General features: G+C 66.5%; 14 protein-coding genes. 6 read left to right on the top strand and 8 right to left on the bottom strand.

The window, feature by feature from the left end:
- Nucleotides 1–48: 48 nt before the first annotated feature.
- The 5 genes from FHT19_RS16505 to ffh are packed head-to-tail and all read right to left on the bottom strand — an operon-like array spanning nt 49 to nt 3,162.
- Complete coding sequence (locus FHT19_RS16505; RefSeq protein ID WP_169475959.1) at nt 49–423, bottom strand: type II toxin-antitoxin system VapC family toxin; 375 nt, start codon at nt 421–423, stop codon at nt 49–51.
- Complete coding sequence (locus tag FHT19_RS16500) at nt 420–698, bottom strand: hypothetical protein (protein ID WP_169475958.1); 279 nt, start codon at nt 696–698, stop codon at nt 420–422. The genes FHT19_RS16505 and FHT19_RS16500 overlap by 4 nt, the downstream gene beginning before the upstream one ends.
- A 32-nt stretch (nt 699–730) precedes the next feature.
- The gene (rimM, locus tag FHT19_RS16495) at nt 731–1,219 is read right to left on the bottom strand and encodes a ribosome maturation factor RimM (protein ID WP_169475957.1); all 489 of its coding nucleotides are present in this window, start codon (nt 1,217–1,219) and stop codon (nt 731–733) included.
- A gap of 15 nt (nt 1,220–1,234) precedes the next feature.
- Nucleotides 1,235–1,627, bottom strand: coding sequence for a 30S ribosomal protein S16 (gene rpsP, locus FHT19_RS16490; protein ID WP_169475956.1), 393 nt, complete (start codon nt 1,625–1,627; stop codon nt 1,235–1,237).
- A gap of 38 nt (nt 1,628–1,665) precedes the next feature.
- Nucleotides 1,666–3,162 carry a signal recognition particle protein gene (gene ffh / locus FHT19_RS16485; RefSeq protein WP_169476179.1) on the bottom strand — a complete coding sequence of 499 codons (1,497 nt, stop codon included), beginning with the start codon at nt 3,160–3,162 and terminating at the stop codon, nt 1,666–1,668.
- A 321-nt stretch (nt 3,163–3,483) separates the two neighbouring features.
- Here ffh and FHT19_RS16480 point away from each other — a divergent pair, with 321 nt between their 5' ends.
- The 6 genes from FHT19_RS16480 to FHT19_RS16455 all read left to right on the top strand — a co-directional run bounded on the left by FHT19_RS16480 (nt 3,484) and on the right by FHT19_RS16455 (nt 9,228).
- Nucleotides 3,484–5,151, top strand: coding sequence for an EAL domain-containing protein (locus FHT19_RS16480; protein ID WP_169475955.1), 1,668 nt, complete (start codon nt 3,484–3,486; stop codon nt 5,149–5,151).
- Nucleotides 5,152–5,191: 40 nt separating this feature from the next.
- Nucleotides 5,192–6,013: a diaminopimelate epimerase gene (gene dapF / locus FHT19_RS16475; protein WP_169475954.1), complete on the top strand. Its 822-nt coding sequence runs from the start codon at nt 5,192–5,194 to the stop codon at nt 6,011–6,013.
- 8 nt (nt 6,014–6,021) lie between these two features.
- Entirely contained in the window at nt 6,022–7,215 is a 1,194-nt protein-coding gene (locus tag FHT19_RS16470) for a MiaB/RimO family radical SAM methylthiotransferase (RefSeq protein WP_348981798.1), read from the top strand.
- A complete protein-coding gene (ftsY, locus tag FHT19_RS16465; RefSeq protein ID WP_168556720.1) occupies nt 7,212–8,138 on the top strand; it encodes a signal recognition particle-docking protein FtsY in 927 nt (308 codons plus the stop codon). The genes FHT19_RS16470 and ftsY overlap by 4 nt, the downstream gene beginning before the upstream one ends.
- Nucleotides 8,135–8,800, top strand: coding sequence for an inner membrane-spanning protein YciB (locus FHT19_RS16460; RefSeq protein ID WP_168556719.1), 666 nt, complete (start codon nt 8,135–8,137; stop codon nt 8,798–8,800). The genes ftsY and FHT19_RS16460 overlap by 4 nt, the downstream gene beginning before the upstream one ends.
- A gap of 80 nt (nt 8,801–8,880) precedes the next feature.
- The gene (locus FHT19_RS16455; protein WP_168556718.1) at nt 8,881–9,228 is read left to right on the top strand and encodes a hypothetical protein; all 348 of its coding nucleotides are present in this window, start codon (nt 8,881–8,883) and stop codon (nt 9,226–9,228) included.
- A 22-nt stretch (nt 9,229–9,250) separates the two neighbouring features.
- Here FHT19_RS16455 and FHT19_RS16450 read toward each other — a convergent pair whose 3' ends face one another.
- The 3 genes from FHT19_RS16450 to FHT19_RS16440 all read right to left on the bottom strand — a co-directional run bounded on the left by FHT19_RS16450 (nt 9,251) and on the right by FHT19_RS16440 (nt 12,575).
- The gene (locus FHT19_RS16450; protein ID WP_168556717.1) at nt 9,251–9,619 is read right to left on the bottom strand and encodes a response regulator; all 369 of its coding nucleotides are present in this window, start codon (nt 9,617–9,619) and stop codon (nt 9,251–9,253) included.
- The gene (locus FHT19_RS16445; RefSeq protein WP_169475953.1) at nt 9,616–10,641 is read right to left on the bottom strand and encodes an HWE histidine kinase domain-containing protein; all 1,026 of its coding nucleotides are present in this window, start codon (nt 10,639–10,641) and stop codon (nt 9,616–9,618) included. The genes FHT19_RS16450 and FHT19_RS16445 overlap by 4 nt, the downstream gene beginning before the upstream one ends.
- Before the next feature lie 98 nt (nt 10,642–10,739).
- Complete coding sequence (locus tag FHT19_RS16440) at nt 10,740–12,575, bottom strand: potassium transporter Kup (protein WP_248290540.1); 1,836 nt, start codon at nt 12,573–12,575, stop codon at nt 10,740–10,742.
- Nucleotides 12,576–12,651 lie beyond the last annotated feature (76 nt).

Below are 12,651 nucleotides of genomic sequence, written 5' to 3'. Positions count from 1 at the left end.
GCTGGTGGAGGGGCCTTGGCGTGGCCAAGCGGCCTTGGCAACCGTGCCTTATCGCACCCAGTTCTCGACCTTTAGCCCCGGCACGTCGGCATAGTCGGCCACGTTGTCAGTGACCAGCACCAGATCGAGCGCCAGTGCATGGGCCGCAATCAGGCGATCGAAACTCCCGCGCCGGAACGGAACGCGGGTATAGGCTTCAGCAGCGGCCGCATCGAAGGCCAAGACTGGCACTTCTTCCGAGAAGATGGCCAATACCTCGCGCAACGGCGGCTTGCCCGCTTCAATGCCCAGCAGGATTTCCGCGTGGACAATGGCCGATGTGGCAAGATCGCCCTCCTCGCATTCGGCAAGGCGAGCACGCAACATCTCGCTGCGCGCCTCAAGCGCGACGATGATGGCATTGGTATCGAGCAGATACTTCATGCCTGTTCGTCGGGCATGTCATCCCACACACGCCGGCTCGGTTCGAACACCCGATCCTCCGGCTTGCGCAATTCCAGGCCCAGGCCGGCGCCAATGCCCCAGACCTTGTCGATATTGAACTTGCGCTTAGGCCGATCCTTGGCGTGAAAAACCAAGGCGTCGCCCCGCCATTCCACGGTCCAGTCGATGCCAGGATCGACGCCAAGCCCCTTGGGCAGGCGCAGCGCAACCGAATTGCCGGACATGAAGCTCTTGGCTTTGAATTGCTCGGTCACTAGCACGCTCCTGTATATACAGAGCGTATATACTATTCCGCGTAAAGCGCGTCAATCAACAGGCGCTCCTGGCTCCATTCCGGAACCGCTTCCGCCCGCATGGGCACCATGAAGCGCTTGCCATCGGGTCGCTCGATATCGAGCACGTCGCCCGCGCCGTAATTGTCCACGCCCACGCAAGTGCCGAGCACGGTGCCGTCGGTGGAATGGGCGGGCAGGCCGATCAGGTCGGCGTGGTAATACTCGCCATCGGCGAGTGGCGGCAGGGCCGAGCGCGGCACGGTCAGCGCCGTGCTGCGCAAGGCTTCCGCCGCGTTGCGCGTGGTCACTTCGGCAAAGCGGGCAATCGCCCCGCCCTTGCCGTCGTCACGCAGCTTTTCCAGGGTCAGGGTGCCGCCGTTGAACGCCTTGTAGGCCTTCAACGCCGCCACGCCTTCTCCAAACAGCTTGAGGCGCACTTCGCCGGCCACGCCATGGGCGCCGGCGATGGCCGCCAGCGTGACCGGTCGATCGTGCGTCATGCCGCTCTAATCGCCTCAGGCTTCGGCGGATTCGGCAGGCGCGTTGGCAGCAGCCGCGGCTTCAGCAGCAGCAGCGGCCTTTTCAGCCTTGTCTTCGGCGCGTTCCTTGGCCTTCTTGCCGGGTTCGCCAGCCTTGGGGTTGTTGGTGGGGGTGCGTTCCTTGATGCCGGCCTTGTCGAGCAGGCGGGCAACGCGGTCGGTCGGCTGGGCGCCAACGCCAAGCCAGTAACGCACGCGGTCTTCGACCAGGCGCACGCGATCAGCAGCGTCCTTGGCGAGCAGCGGGTTGTAGGTGCCCACCTGCTCCAGATACTTGCCATCGCGCGGGGCGCGGCTGTTCGACGCAACGATCTTGTAATAGGGGCGCTTCTTGGAACCGCCACGCGACAGACGCAGAGAAACAGACATTCGACTACCTTTCGACTAAACTGAAAATAACGGAAAAATCATTTCTTCTTGAGCAGGTCACCCAGGTTGGCGGGCAATCCGCCGCTGCCAAGGCCGGGCAGGCCACCAAGGCCGCCGCCCATGCCACCCATGCCGCCACCCAGACCGCCGATGCCGCCGCCCTGCTGGTCCAGCCCCGGCATGGCGGCGCCCAGGCCACCCTTGCCGAACAGCGCGCCCAGCCCCTTGAGGCCGCCCATCTTCTTGATCTGCTTCATGGCCTTGGCCATTTCCATGTGCATCTTCAGAAGCTTGTTGACGTCCTGCACCGTGGTGCCCGAACCCTTGGCCACGCGGATCTTGCGCTTGGCATTGAGCAATTCGGGCTTGGCGCGTTCCTTGACCGTCATCGAGCCGATGATCGCGTCCATGTGCAGCAGAACCTTGTCGTCCATGCCGGACTGGGCCATCGCCGCCTTGGCCTTCTTCATGCCCGGCATCAGCCCCGCGAGCGCACCCAGGCCGCCCATGCGCTGCATCTGCTGCAACTGGCTGCGCAGGTCGTTCATGTCGAACTGGCCCTTGGCCATGCGCGCGGCGAGCCGTTCGGCTTCGTCCTGCTTGATCGTCGCGGCCGCCTTTTCGACGATCGAGACGATATCGCCCATGCCCAGGATGCGGCCGGCCACGCGTTCGGGCTGGAACTGCTCGATCGCGTCGAGCTTTTCACCCGTCGCGGCAAACTTGATCGGCTTGCCGGTGACGGCGCGCATCGACAGCGCCGCGCCACCGCGTGCATCGCCGTCCATGCGGGTGAGCACCACGCCAGTCAGGTCCACTTCGCCGGCAAAGGCCTGGGCGACGTTGACCGCGTCCTGGCCGGTCAGCGAATCGACCACCAGCAGCGTTTCGCGCGGGGTGGAGACGGCGGCCACGGCCTTCATCTCGTCCATCAGCGCGGCATCGACGTGGAGGCGCCCGGCGGTGTCGAGCAGCAGCACGTCCACGGCCTGGAGCTTGGCCGCGTTCATCGCGCGGGTGGCGATTTCCACCGGCGACTGGCCCGGCACGATCGGCAGCGTGGCCACCCCGGCCTGCTCGCCCAACACCTTCAACTGTTCCTGCGCGGCCGGGCGATTGACGTCGAGCGACGCCATCAGCACCTTCTTGCCGCGCTTTTCCTTGATCAGCTTGCCGATCTTGGCGGTGCTGGTGGTCTTGCCCGAACCCTGCAGACCGACCATCATGATCACCACCGGCGGTGTGGCCGCCAGATCGAGATCGGCCGCCTCGCTGCCCAGCATCTCGACCAGGGCATCGTTGACGATCTTGACGACCTGCTGGCCAGGCGTGACCGACTTGAGCACCGACTGGCCCACGGCCTCTTCGGTGACGCGGTCGACGAAGCGGCGCACCACCGGCAGGGCCACGTCGGCCTCCAGCAGGGCAATGCGCACTTCGCGCATCGCGCCACGCACATCGTCTTCGGAAAGCGCGCCGCGTCCGCGCAGGCGGTCGAATACGCCGCCAAGCCGGTCGGAAAGACTGTCGAACACGCGCTGCTCCATTGCCAAGCCGCACGCCACCAGCCGATAACGCGAAAAACGCCGGTGGGCGAAACCTCGCCGACCAGCGTGCGCCATCCATCAGGGGGCGTACAAAACGAATCCGCATCAGTGCCGGCGATTCCCGGCCCTTGCAGAGCGCCGCCCTTACCCGCGCGCCCGTCCGATTGCAACCCCGGCCCGGCCCAAACGCCCGCAAATGCGCCACTGCCGAGACCTTAACCAATATTTCAACCTGCCGCACGTAGATTCCCGGGATCGGTCAATGGGGGGCTTCATCGGCAGCCCCGGGGGAATACGGCAGGTAACGGCATGGCAAGCGCGGCACTCGACAGCGGCACGACCGCAACCCCGCAGCCCGGAATTGCCCGCGCCGAGCGCGACATCGTTGCCCTGGGCATCATCACCGCCGCCATCATCCTGTTCGTCGGATCGGGTTCGGCCGTGCTGACCAGCACCGTGCGCCACGTGCTGTTCGGCGGCGCCAGTGTCGATTCGATCCTGGCCAATGCCTTGCTGCTCAACATCGCGCTGATCATCTTCGGCTGGCGCCGCTATGTCGAACTGACCGGCGAAGTGCGCGAACGCCGCCGCGCCGAAGAAACCGCCCGCACCCTGGCCTTCACCGATCCGCTCACGGGCTGCCTCAACCGCCGCAGCCTGGACAGCGCGATCGAGACCCTGGTGCACGAGGCCCGCGTCCAGGGCGATGCCGTCGCGCTGTTCATGCTCGATCTCGACAAGTTCAAGCGCGCCAACGATCTGCATGGCCACCAGACGGGCGACGCGGTGCTGGTGGCAACGGCCAGCCGGCTGCGCGCGATCCTGCCCTCGGGCGCTATCATCGCCCGTATCGGCGGCGACGAATTCACCTGCGCCATGCGATTCGATCCGGCGCGCGCAGGCGTGGTGGAGCAGATTGCCGAGCAACTCAACGCCGCCCTGGCCGAGCCGGTGGTGCTGGCCGAGTGCGAGGTGGAGATTTCCGGTTCGATCGGCCTTGCCCGCAGCGACGGGGCCACCATTCCTGCCGGCACCGACGATGCAATCGCGGCCGCGCGCCTGCAACACCACGCCGACCTGGCGATGTACCAGGCCAAAAGCAGCGGGCGGAACCGGTTCTGCTGGTTCGACCCGGCGATGGAAAAGGAACTGCGCTTTCGCGCCGAACTGGAAAGCGGCATTCGCGAGGGCATCGCGCGGGGCGAATTCGTGCCCTATTACGAAAAGCAGATCGATATCGACACCGGCCGCCTGACCGGCTTCGAAATGCTCGCCCGCTGGCAATCGCCGCGCCACGGGCTGATCGCGCCCGATGTGTTCATCCCCGTGGCCGAGGAAATCGGCGTGATTGCCGAACTGTCCGAATCGCTCATTCGCCAGGCCTTGGCCCACGCGCGCGATTGGGACGCCTCGCTCACCCTTTCGGTCAATGTCTCGCCCCTGCAACTGCGCGATCCATGGTTCGCGCAGCGCCTGCTCAAGCTGCTGGTAGAAGCGAATTTCCCGCCGCATCGGCTGGACGTGGAAATCACCGAGACCTGCCTGCACGAAAACCTGCCGCTGGTCCGCTCGCTGGTGGCCAGCCTCAAGAACCAGGGCATTCGCCTTAGCCTCGACGATTTCGGCACCGGCTACAGTTCGATCGCGCAATTGCGCTCGCTGCCGTTCGACCGCATCAAGATCGACCGCAGCTTCGTCTCCACGCTCGATCGTTGCAAGGACAGCGCAACCATCGTGGCCGCGATCACGTCGCTGGGCCAGGGGCTCGACCTTCCGCTCACGGCCGAAGGGATCGAAAGCGAAGGCGTGCTCGAAGAACTGCGCAAGCTTGGCTCGTTCAAGGGCCAGGGCTTCCTCTATGGCCAGCCGCAGGACGCGCAGACCGTGCGCACGGCCCTGGCGGCCGAGGATCTGCTGGTTACCGGCCATGATACGGCAGACATCGCCCCCGCGCAGGATCGCGCCGCCAACGGCTGAACCATTGCGCCAAGGCCCGTTGGCGCCTAGATCGCGCCCCATGCGCATTCCCTTCCTCAAGATGCACGGCCTGGGCAACGATTTCGTGGTGATCGACGCGCGCGAAACGCCTCTGCCGCTTTCGCCCGCCCGCGCGCGCGGCCTGGCCGACCGCCACACCGGCATCGGCTGCGACCAGTTGATCGTGCTGGAGCCTTCTGCCCAGGCCGACGTGAAGATGCGCATTTTCAATCCCGATGGCAGCGAAGTGGGTGCCTGCGGCAATGCCAGCCGCGCCGTGGGCCTGCTGCTGGGAGCCGAGCGCGCTGGCCGCACGCGCATCGAAACCGGCGGCGGCCTGATCGAAGCACAGGCCACCGATGCGGGCATCGCCGTGGACATGGGCGCCCCCCGCTTTGACTGGGACGCGATTCCCCTGGCCTATGCGATGGACACGCTGGCCATGCCGCTGGGTTGGGAAGCGCTCGAAAACCCGGTTGCGGTCAATGTCGGCAACCCCCATGCGGTGTTCTTCGTGCCCGATGCAAGCGCGGTGGACCTGGCGCGCCTGGGCCCGATCATCGAGCATGACCCGGTCTTTCCCGAACGCGTCAATGTCAACGTGGCGAGCCTGATCGGCCCCGATCACCTCGCGCTGCGCGTGTGGGAACGCGGCGCCGGGCTGACCCGCGCCTGCGGCACCGGCGCCTGCGCCACGGCGGTGGCCGCCATGCGGCGCAAGCTGGTGGGCCGCAGCGTGGCGGTCACGCTGCCGGGTGGCGCCTTGCGCATCGATTGGCCCGAAGGCGGCTCCATCACCATGACCGGCCCGGCCACCACCAGCTTCGAAGGCGCTTTCGACGACGCGCTCTACCCGCTCTGAGACCTGACGTGTCCGCGCCTGCCGCCCCCGAAGTCGTCACGCTCGGCTGCCGGATGAACCTTTCGGAAAGCGAGGCGATTCGCGGCCTGCTGGCCAGCGCCGCAACGCCCACCGTCGTGGTCAATTCCTGCGCCGTCACGGCCGAAGCCGTGCGCCAGTCGCGCCGCGCGGTGCGCCGCCTGCGCCGCGACCATCCCGAGGCGCGGCTGCTGGTGACAGGCTGCGCCGCGACGATCGACCCGGCCGGTTTTGCCGCGATGGACGAAGTGGACGGCGTGGTGGAAAACACTGCCAAGCTCGATCCCGCCCGCTGGCAGGTCCCTGCCCCCGCGCTGCCCGTGGCGCCATCGGAACGCCACACCCGCGCTTTCGTGGCGGTGCAGAACGGCTGCGACCATGCCTGTACGTTCTGCATCATTCCCGCCGGGCGCGGCGCCAGCCGTTCTGCGCCTGTCGCGCAAGTGCTGGAGACCGTGGCCGGGCACCTGGCCCATGGCGTGGCCGAAGTGGTGCTGACCGGCGTGGACCTGACGAGCTGGGGCGCCGACCTGCCGATCCCCGCGCGCCTGGGCGATCTGGTCGCGGCGATCCTGCGCGCCTTCCCCGCCCTGCCCCGGCTGCGCCTGTCCTCGGTCGATGGGGTGGAGATCGATCCGCTGCTGCTCGATCTGCTGTGCCATGAGCCGCGCGTGATGCCGCATGTGCACCTCTCGCTGCAATCGGGGGCAGACATGGTGCTCAAGCGGATGAAGCGCCGCCATACCCGCGCCCAGGCGCTGGACCTGGTGGAAACGCTGCGGCGCCACCGCCCGGACATGGCCATCGGCGCAGACCTGATCGCCGGCTTTCCCACCGAAGACGAAGCGATGCATGCCGACAACCTCTCCATCGTGACACAGGCGCAGATCGTTCACGGCCACGTCTTTCCCTATTCGCCCCGCCCCGGCACGCCCGCCGCGCGCATGCCCCAGGTCTCGCCACCGCTGGTGCGCGAGCGGGCCGCGCAACTGCGCGCCGCGGTCGCCCATGCGCGCCAGGCCTGGCTGCAAGGCCTGGTCGGGCGCCCCGCACAAGTGCTTGCCGAACGCGACGGCACCGGCCATGGCCCGGATTTCGCGCCCTATCGCCTGCCTGCCGGCACGCCGCCTGGCAGCCTGGTGACGCTGACACCCGAAAGAATCGAAGAAGGAATGCTGGCATGAGTAGCGACAGCTGGTCGGAACGCCTGGTAGGCGGGCTGCGCAAGACGTCGGAACGGCTGGCCGGCAACCTCGCGGGCCTGGGTGGCGCCACCCGCCTCACCGATGCGCAGCTCGACGAGATCGAGGATGCGCTGATCATGTCGGACCTGGGCCCGCGCGCGGCGGCCCGCATCCGCAAGACTCTGGCCGCCGCCCGGTTCGATGGCGGGCTGGACGATGCCGCCCTGCGCGCCGCCGTGGCCGAGGAAATCGCCGCGATCCTGCGCCCGGTGGCCAAGCCCCTCGATATCGTTGCCTTCCCCCGCCCCCAGGTAATCCTGGTGATCGGCGTCAACGGTTCGGGCAAGACCACCACGATCGCCAAGCTGGCGCACTTGTTCCAGGAACTCGACTATTCGGTGATGCTGGCGGCCGGCGACACATTCCGCGCCGCCGCCATCGGCCAGCTGAAAGTCTGGGCAGACCGGCTGGGCGTGCCGATCGTCACCGGGCCGGAAGGGGGCGATCCGGCCTCGATCGTGTTCGATGCGGTCAAGGCTGCCACCGACCGGGGCACCGACGTGCTGATCGTCGACACCGCCGGGCGCCTGCACAACAAGCGCGAACTGATGGACGAGCTGGCCAAGGTCCGCCGCGTGCTCGGCCGCCTCAACCCGGAAGCCCCGCACGACGTGGTGCTGGTGCTCGATGCCACCAACGGGCAGAACGCGCTTCAGCAGATTGAAATCTTCAAGGATGTGGCGGGCGTTTCGGGCCTGATCATGACCAAGCTCGATGGCACCGCGCGCGGCGGCGTGCTGGTGGCGGCGGCCGAACAATATGGCCTGCCGATCCATGCCATCGGCGTGGGTGAAACCATTGATGACCTTCGCCCGTTCGATCCCGATCTGGTGGCCAAGGTGATTGCGGGGGTGTTTCAATGAACGCGGGACAGCACAAGCACCAGACGGGCAAACCCAAATCATCCTGGGTGAACCTGGCGGTCGATTACGGCCCCTTGCTGGTGTTCTTCCTCGCCTATCGCCATTTCAGCCCGGACAAGAGCGCGGATTCGGGCGTGGGCGCGGTGGTGGCAATCACCAAGAGCACGGTCGTGTTCATGGCCGCCACGGTGGCCGCGCTGATCGTGTCGAAATGGCGCCTGGGCAAGGTTTCGCCCATGCTGTGGCTGTCGACCACGCTGATCCTGGGCTTTGGCACGCTTACCGTGTTCCTGGGCGATCCGTTCTGGATCCAGATCAAGCCCACGGTGATCTACCTGCTGTTTGCCGCCGGCCTGTTCATTGGCCTGGCGCGCGGCAAGGCAGTGCTGCGCCTGCTGCTGCAAAGCGCGTTCGACGGGCTGGACGAGGCCGGCTGGCGCAAGCTGTCGCGCAACTGGGCGTGGTTCTTCCTGTTCCTGGCCGCGCTCAACGAAGTGCTGCGCCACACGCTGTCGTTCGACGGCTGGCTTTCGGCCAAGCTGTGGGGCGTGAGCGCGCTGTCGTTCCTGTTCACCTTTGCCCAGATCCCGATGCTGCTGCGCCATGGCCTGGGCAGCGAGCAGGCCGTGGACGAGGCGGAAAGCACCACCCCGCACGATTGATCGCGGCGCATGATGGGGAACGCCACGGCGGGTCCCGCGTTGGCCATGGCAAAACCACCACGAACGGGAGTGACCGTCTCATGCGCCGTATTATCCTCGCCCTTCCTGCGCTGATGCTTGCCGCAGGCGGCCTTGCCGCTTGTTCGGAAAAGACCCAGGACCAGACTGCGGCTGCTGCCAATTCGGCCGCTGACGATGCGCGCGACGCCGCCAAGGACGCTGGCCGCGCTGCCGACAAGGCCGCGGACAACGTTGCTGCCGCCGCCGACAAGGCGCTCGACAACGCCAGCAAGGCTGCAGACAAGGCCGCCGACGACGCCGGGCACAAGCTCGACAAGGCGGCTGACAAGGCCGGCACTGCCGCCGACAAGTTTGGCAATCGGGTGAAGCAGGGCGCCGACGAAGCGTCTGACTCGCTCAAGCACTGATCGCTAATATGCCAGCCCCGGTTCAGCCCGCCAGCAGGCCTTCGAGGCAGGCGGTCAGGCGAGCCGGGGCATAGGGCTTGTTGAGCACCGGCACGTCGGCAAATTCGGCTTCTACCGCGCCATAGCCGGTTGAAATGGCAAAGGGGATGCCACGCGCGCGCAGGATGCGCGCGACGGGCGCGCCCGGTTCCCCGTTCAGGTTCCAATCGAGCACGGCCACGTCCAGTGCCTCGCTCGCCGCCACGGCCAAGGCGTCAACCTGCGTGCCGATCGGCCCGACGACCTCCGCGCCCTCGTCTTCCAGCATGTCGGCCAACATGGCCGCCACGATGAATTCGTCTTCGACCACCAGCACGCGGCGGCCGGCAAGAGGCTGGGCGGGCGTGGTCATGTGTCATCCTCGCGCAAGTCTGGGAAGGCTGGGTGGGCGGCGGGGGGATCGAAATGCTGGGCGGGCAGCACAAGGCGGACGACAAGCCCGGTCACTGCATGGTCAAGGTGCGCTTCGCCGCTGAGTTGGCGGGTGATGGCGTCGCGGATCAGCCGCGAGCCAAAGCCGCTGCGCGCCGGCGGCGCCACCGGCGGGCCGCCATGCTCGCGCCATTCCAGGGCAACGCTGCCATCGTCCTGCAAGTCCCAGGCGATCGCCACGGTGCCCGCCGTGTTGGACAAGGCGCCATACTTGATCGCGTTGGTCGCCAATTCGTGCAGCACCATGACCAGCGAAACCGTTGGCGCGGCATAGACTCGCAAGTCTGGCCCCGCCACGGCCAGCCGCCGCGCGCCGCCCACGCCCAGTTCGCCGCCGTTGCAGATCGTCAGCCCCTGGCGCACCACTTCGGCCAATGGCGCGCCGGCCCATTGCTCCCGGCTCAGGATCGTGTGGGCAGAGGCCAGCGCATGCAGCCGTGCGTTGAAATTCTCCACCGCATCGACCGGGGCATGCGCCCCCCGAAACGATTGCCACGCCATGGCCTGAACCACCATCAGCGTATTCTTCACGCGATGATTGAGTTCCTCCACCATCAGGCGCAGGCGATCTTCCAGGGTCTTGCGCTCGGTAATGTCGATCCCGGTGGATTGCGCCACCTGCCAGCGTCCCTGGTCATCGAATGCCAGGGCGTGGTTGCGCCACAGCGTCCAGCGCACGGTGCCATCGGCCACTTCCAGGCGATTCTCGATCGTGCGCGCCGGATTGTCCGGGGTCAGTTGCGCGAGTTCGGCACGGATCGCCGCATGCTCGCTTTCGGGTATGAAGACCCACAAGTTGCGGCCCGTCAGCCGCTCGGGCGGGCTTTGCATCATGCGCGCATACGCCGCGTTGGCGAACAGGATCGTGCCATCCGCGGTGAAACGGCAGACCATCTCCAGCTGCGCATCGAGGATATCGCGCAAGATTTCGATGTCACTCACGCGCGTACAGGCCCCGGCATGATGTGTGGAGGTTTCCACCGGTTATAGCTTTGCCAGAACCGGCGCAGACCGCAAAGCCCAGCATAGCCCGTTTTCGATCAAATACGTAGCTGGCTGCCCAGCTCGACCACGCGGTTGGTTGGCAGGCGGAAGAATTCCATCGCGCTGGCCGCATTGCGGAGCATCCAGGCAAACAGTTTTTCCCGCCACAGCGCCATGCCCGGCTTGTCCGAGGGGATCAGCGTCTGGCGCGAGAGGAAGAAGCTGGTCTTCATCATGTCGAACGGTTCACCGCAGGTGGTGATGGTCTTGAGCGCGGCCGGCACGTCGGTCTCTTCCAGGAACCCGAAGCGCAGGGTGAGGCGATAGAACCCGTTGCCGAAGTCCTTGACGTCCGATCGCTGCGCCAGATCGACATAGGGCTCGTCCTGGATCTGCACCGTCAGGATCACCACGCGGTTGTGCAGCACCTTGTTATGCTTGATGTTGTGCAACAGCGCCGAGGGCACCCCGTTGGACGCAGAGGCCATGAAGATCGCCGTGCCGGCCACCCGCGCGGCGCTGGAATGGGCAGACTTGGTGAAGACCTCCAGGGGAATCGATCCTTCGGCCATCCCTGCCCGCATCAGTGCCCGCCCGCGGGACCAGGTGGTAAGCAGCGTGAAGATGGTGATGCCCATCACCAGCGGCACCCAGCCCCCATCGGGGATCTTGGTAAGGTTCGCGCCCAGGTAGCCCAGGTCGATCGCCATGAACAAGGCCAGCAGGCCGGTGGCCAGCACCGGCCGCCAGTGCCACAGCTTGATCAGCACCACGCCCAGCAGCACGTTGTCGATCATCATCGCCCCGGTCACGGCAATGCCATAGGCGGCCGTGAGGTTGGACGAATGGCGGAACATCAGCACCAGGAGGATCACCGCCACCATCAGGGCGGAATTGATCACCGGAATGTAGATCTGCCCGGCCGACGTGCTGGTGTGGCGGATCGTCATGCGCGGGATGAAGCCCAACTGGATCGCCTGCTGCGTGACGGAAAACGCGCCCGAGATCACCGCTTGCGAGGCGATCACCGCCGCCAGGCTGGCAATGATCAGCAAGGGCCACTGGAACCAGTCGGGCGCCAGGAAATAGAACGGGCTGACCAGCGCGGCCTGGCCCTCGCGCATTAGCAGCGAGGCCTGGCCCAGGTAGTTGAGCACGAGCGCGGGCAGCACCAGCGCCAGCCACGAAACACGGATCGGGTTGCGCCCGAAGTGGCCCATGTCGGCATAGAGTGCCTCGGCCCCGGTCACCGCCAGCACGGCGGCGCCCATCGCCAGGAAGCCGCGGAACGGATCGGCGGCGAACATCGCCACGGCGTGGTGGGGCGAAAGCGCGCCGATCACTCCGGGCAACAGGGCAATGCTCACGGCCCCCAGCACCGCGATCGTGGCGAAATAGATCAGCATGATCGGGCCAAAGAACGTGGCGACACGCTCGGTGCCCCGGCTCTGGATCAGGAACAGCGCGATCAGGATCGCCACCACCATCGGCACGACCCAGCTTTGCATGCTGGGCTGGTAGACCGAGAGCCCCTCGATCGCACCCATCACCGACACCGCCGGGGTGATCATCGAATCGCCATAGAATAGCGCGGTGGCGAACACGCCCAGCAGCACGATGCCCCGGCCCCAGCGCTTGCCCGCGGTGTGCTGGTTGATCAGCGCCAGCAGCGCCAGGCTGCCGCCCTCGCCCTTGTTGTCGGCGCGCATGATCACCGAGACGTATTTCAGCGTCACGATGATCATCATCGACCAGAACATCAGGCTGACGATGCCGTAGATGTGCGTCTGGTCGAGCGGCAGGCGATGGTGACCGGCAAAAGTATCGCGCAAGGCGTAGAGCGGGCTGGTGCCGATGTCACCGAACACCACGCCCACGGCGCCCACGGCCATCTTGATCACGCTGGCCTGCCGGTGCCCGGGGCCATGGCCATGCCCCGCGTGGCCTGGCGCCGGCGGCGCGGCATTG

This window comes from Novosphingobium sp. SG919, assembly GCF_012932495.1.
Lineage (GTDB): Bacteria > Pseudomonadota > Alphaproteobacteria > Sphingomonadales > Sphingomonadaceae > Novosphingobium > Novosphingobium rhizosphaerae.
The sequence above is the reverse complement of the archived record's forward strand: the minus strand, read 5'-3'. Positions and strand labels throughout refer to the sequence as shown.

Coding starts and splice junctions, on each gene's coding strand:
- ftsY (WP_168556720.1), top strand. CDS start 7,212: ATGAGTAGCGACAGCTGGTCGGAACGCCTGGTAGGCGGGCTGCGCAAG.
- FHT19_RS16505 (WP_169475959.1), bottom strand. CDS start 423: ATGAAGTATCTGCTCGATACCAATGCCATCATCGTCGCGCTTGAGGCG.
- FHT19_RS16455 (WP_168556718.1), top strand. CDS start 8,881: ATGCGCCGTATTATCCTCGCCCTTCCTGCGCTGATGCTTGCCGCAGGC.
- rimM (WP_169475957.1), bottom strand. CDS start 1,219: ATGACGCACGATCGACCGGTCACGCTGGCGGCCATCGCCGGCGCCCAT.
- dapF (WP_169475954.1), top strand. CDS start 5,192: ATGCGCATTCCCTTCCTCAAGATGCACGGCCTGGGCAACGATTTCGTG.
- FHT19_RS16440 (WP_248290540.1), bottom strand. CDS start 12,575: ATGGCCGTGGGCGCCGTGGGCGTGGTGTTCGGTGACATCGGCACCAGC.
- FHT19_RS16480 (WP_169475955.1), top strand. CDS start 3,484: ATGGCAAGCGCGGCACTCGACAGCGGCACGACCGCAACCCCGCAGCCC.
- FHT19_RS16450 (WP_168556717.1), bottom strand. CDS start 9,619: ATGACCACGCCCGCCCAGCCTCTTGCCGGCCGCCGCGTGCTGGTGGTC.
- FHT19_RS16460 (WP_168556719.1), top strand. CDS start 8,135: ATGAACGCGGGACAGCACAAGCACCAGACGGGCAAACCCAAATCATCC.
- rpsP (WP_169475956.1), bottom strand. CDS start 1,627: ATGTCTGTTTCTCTGCGTCTGTCGCGTGGCGGTTCCAAGAAGCGCCCC.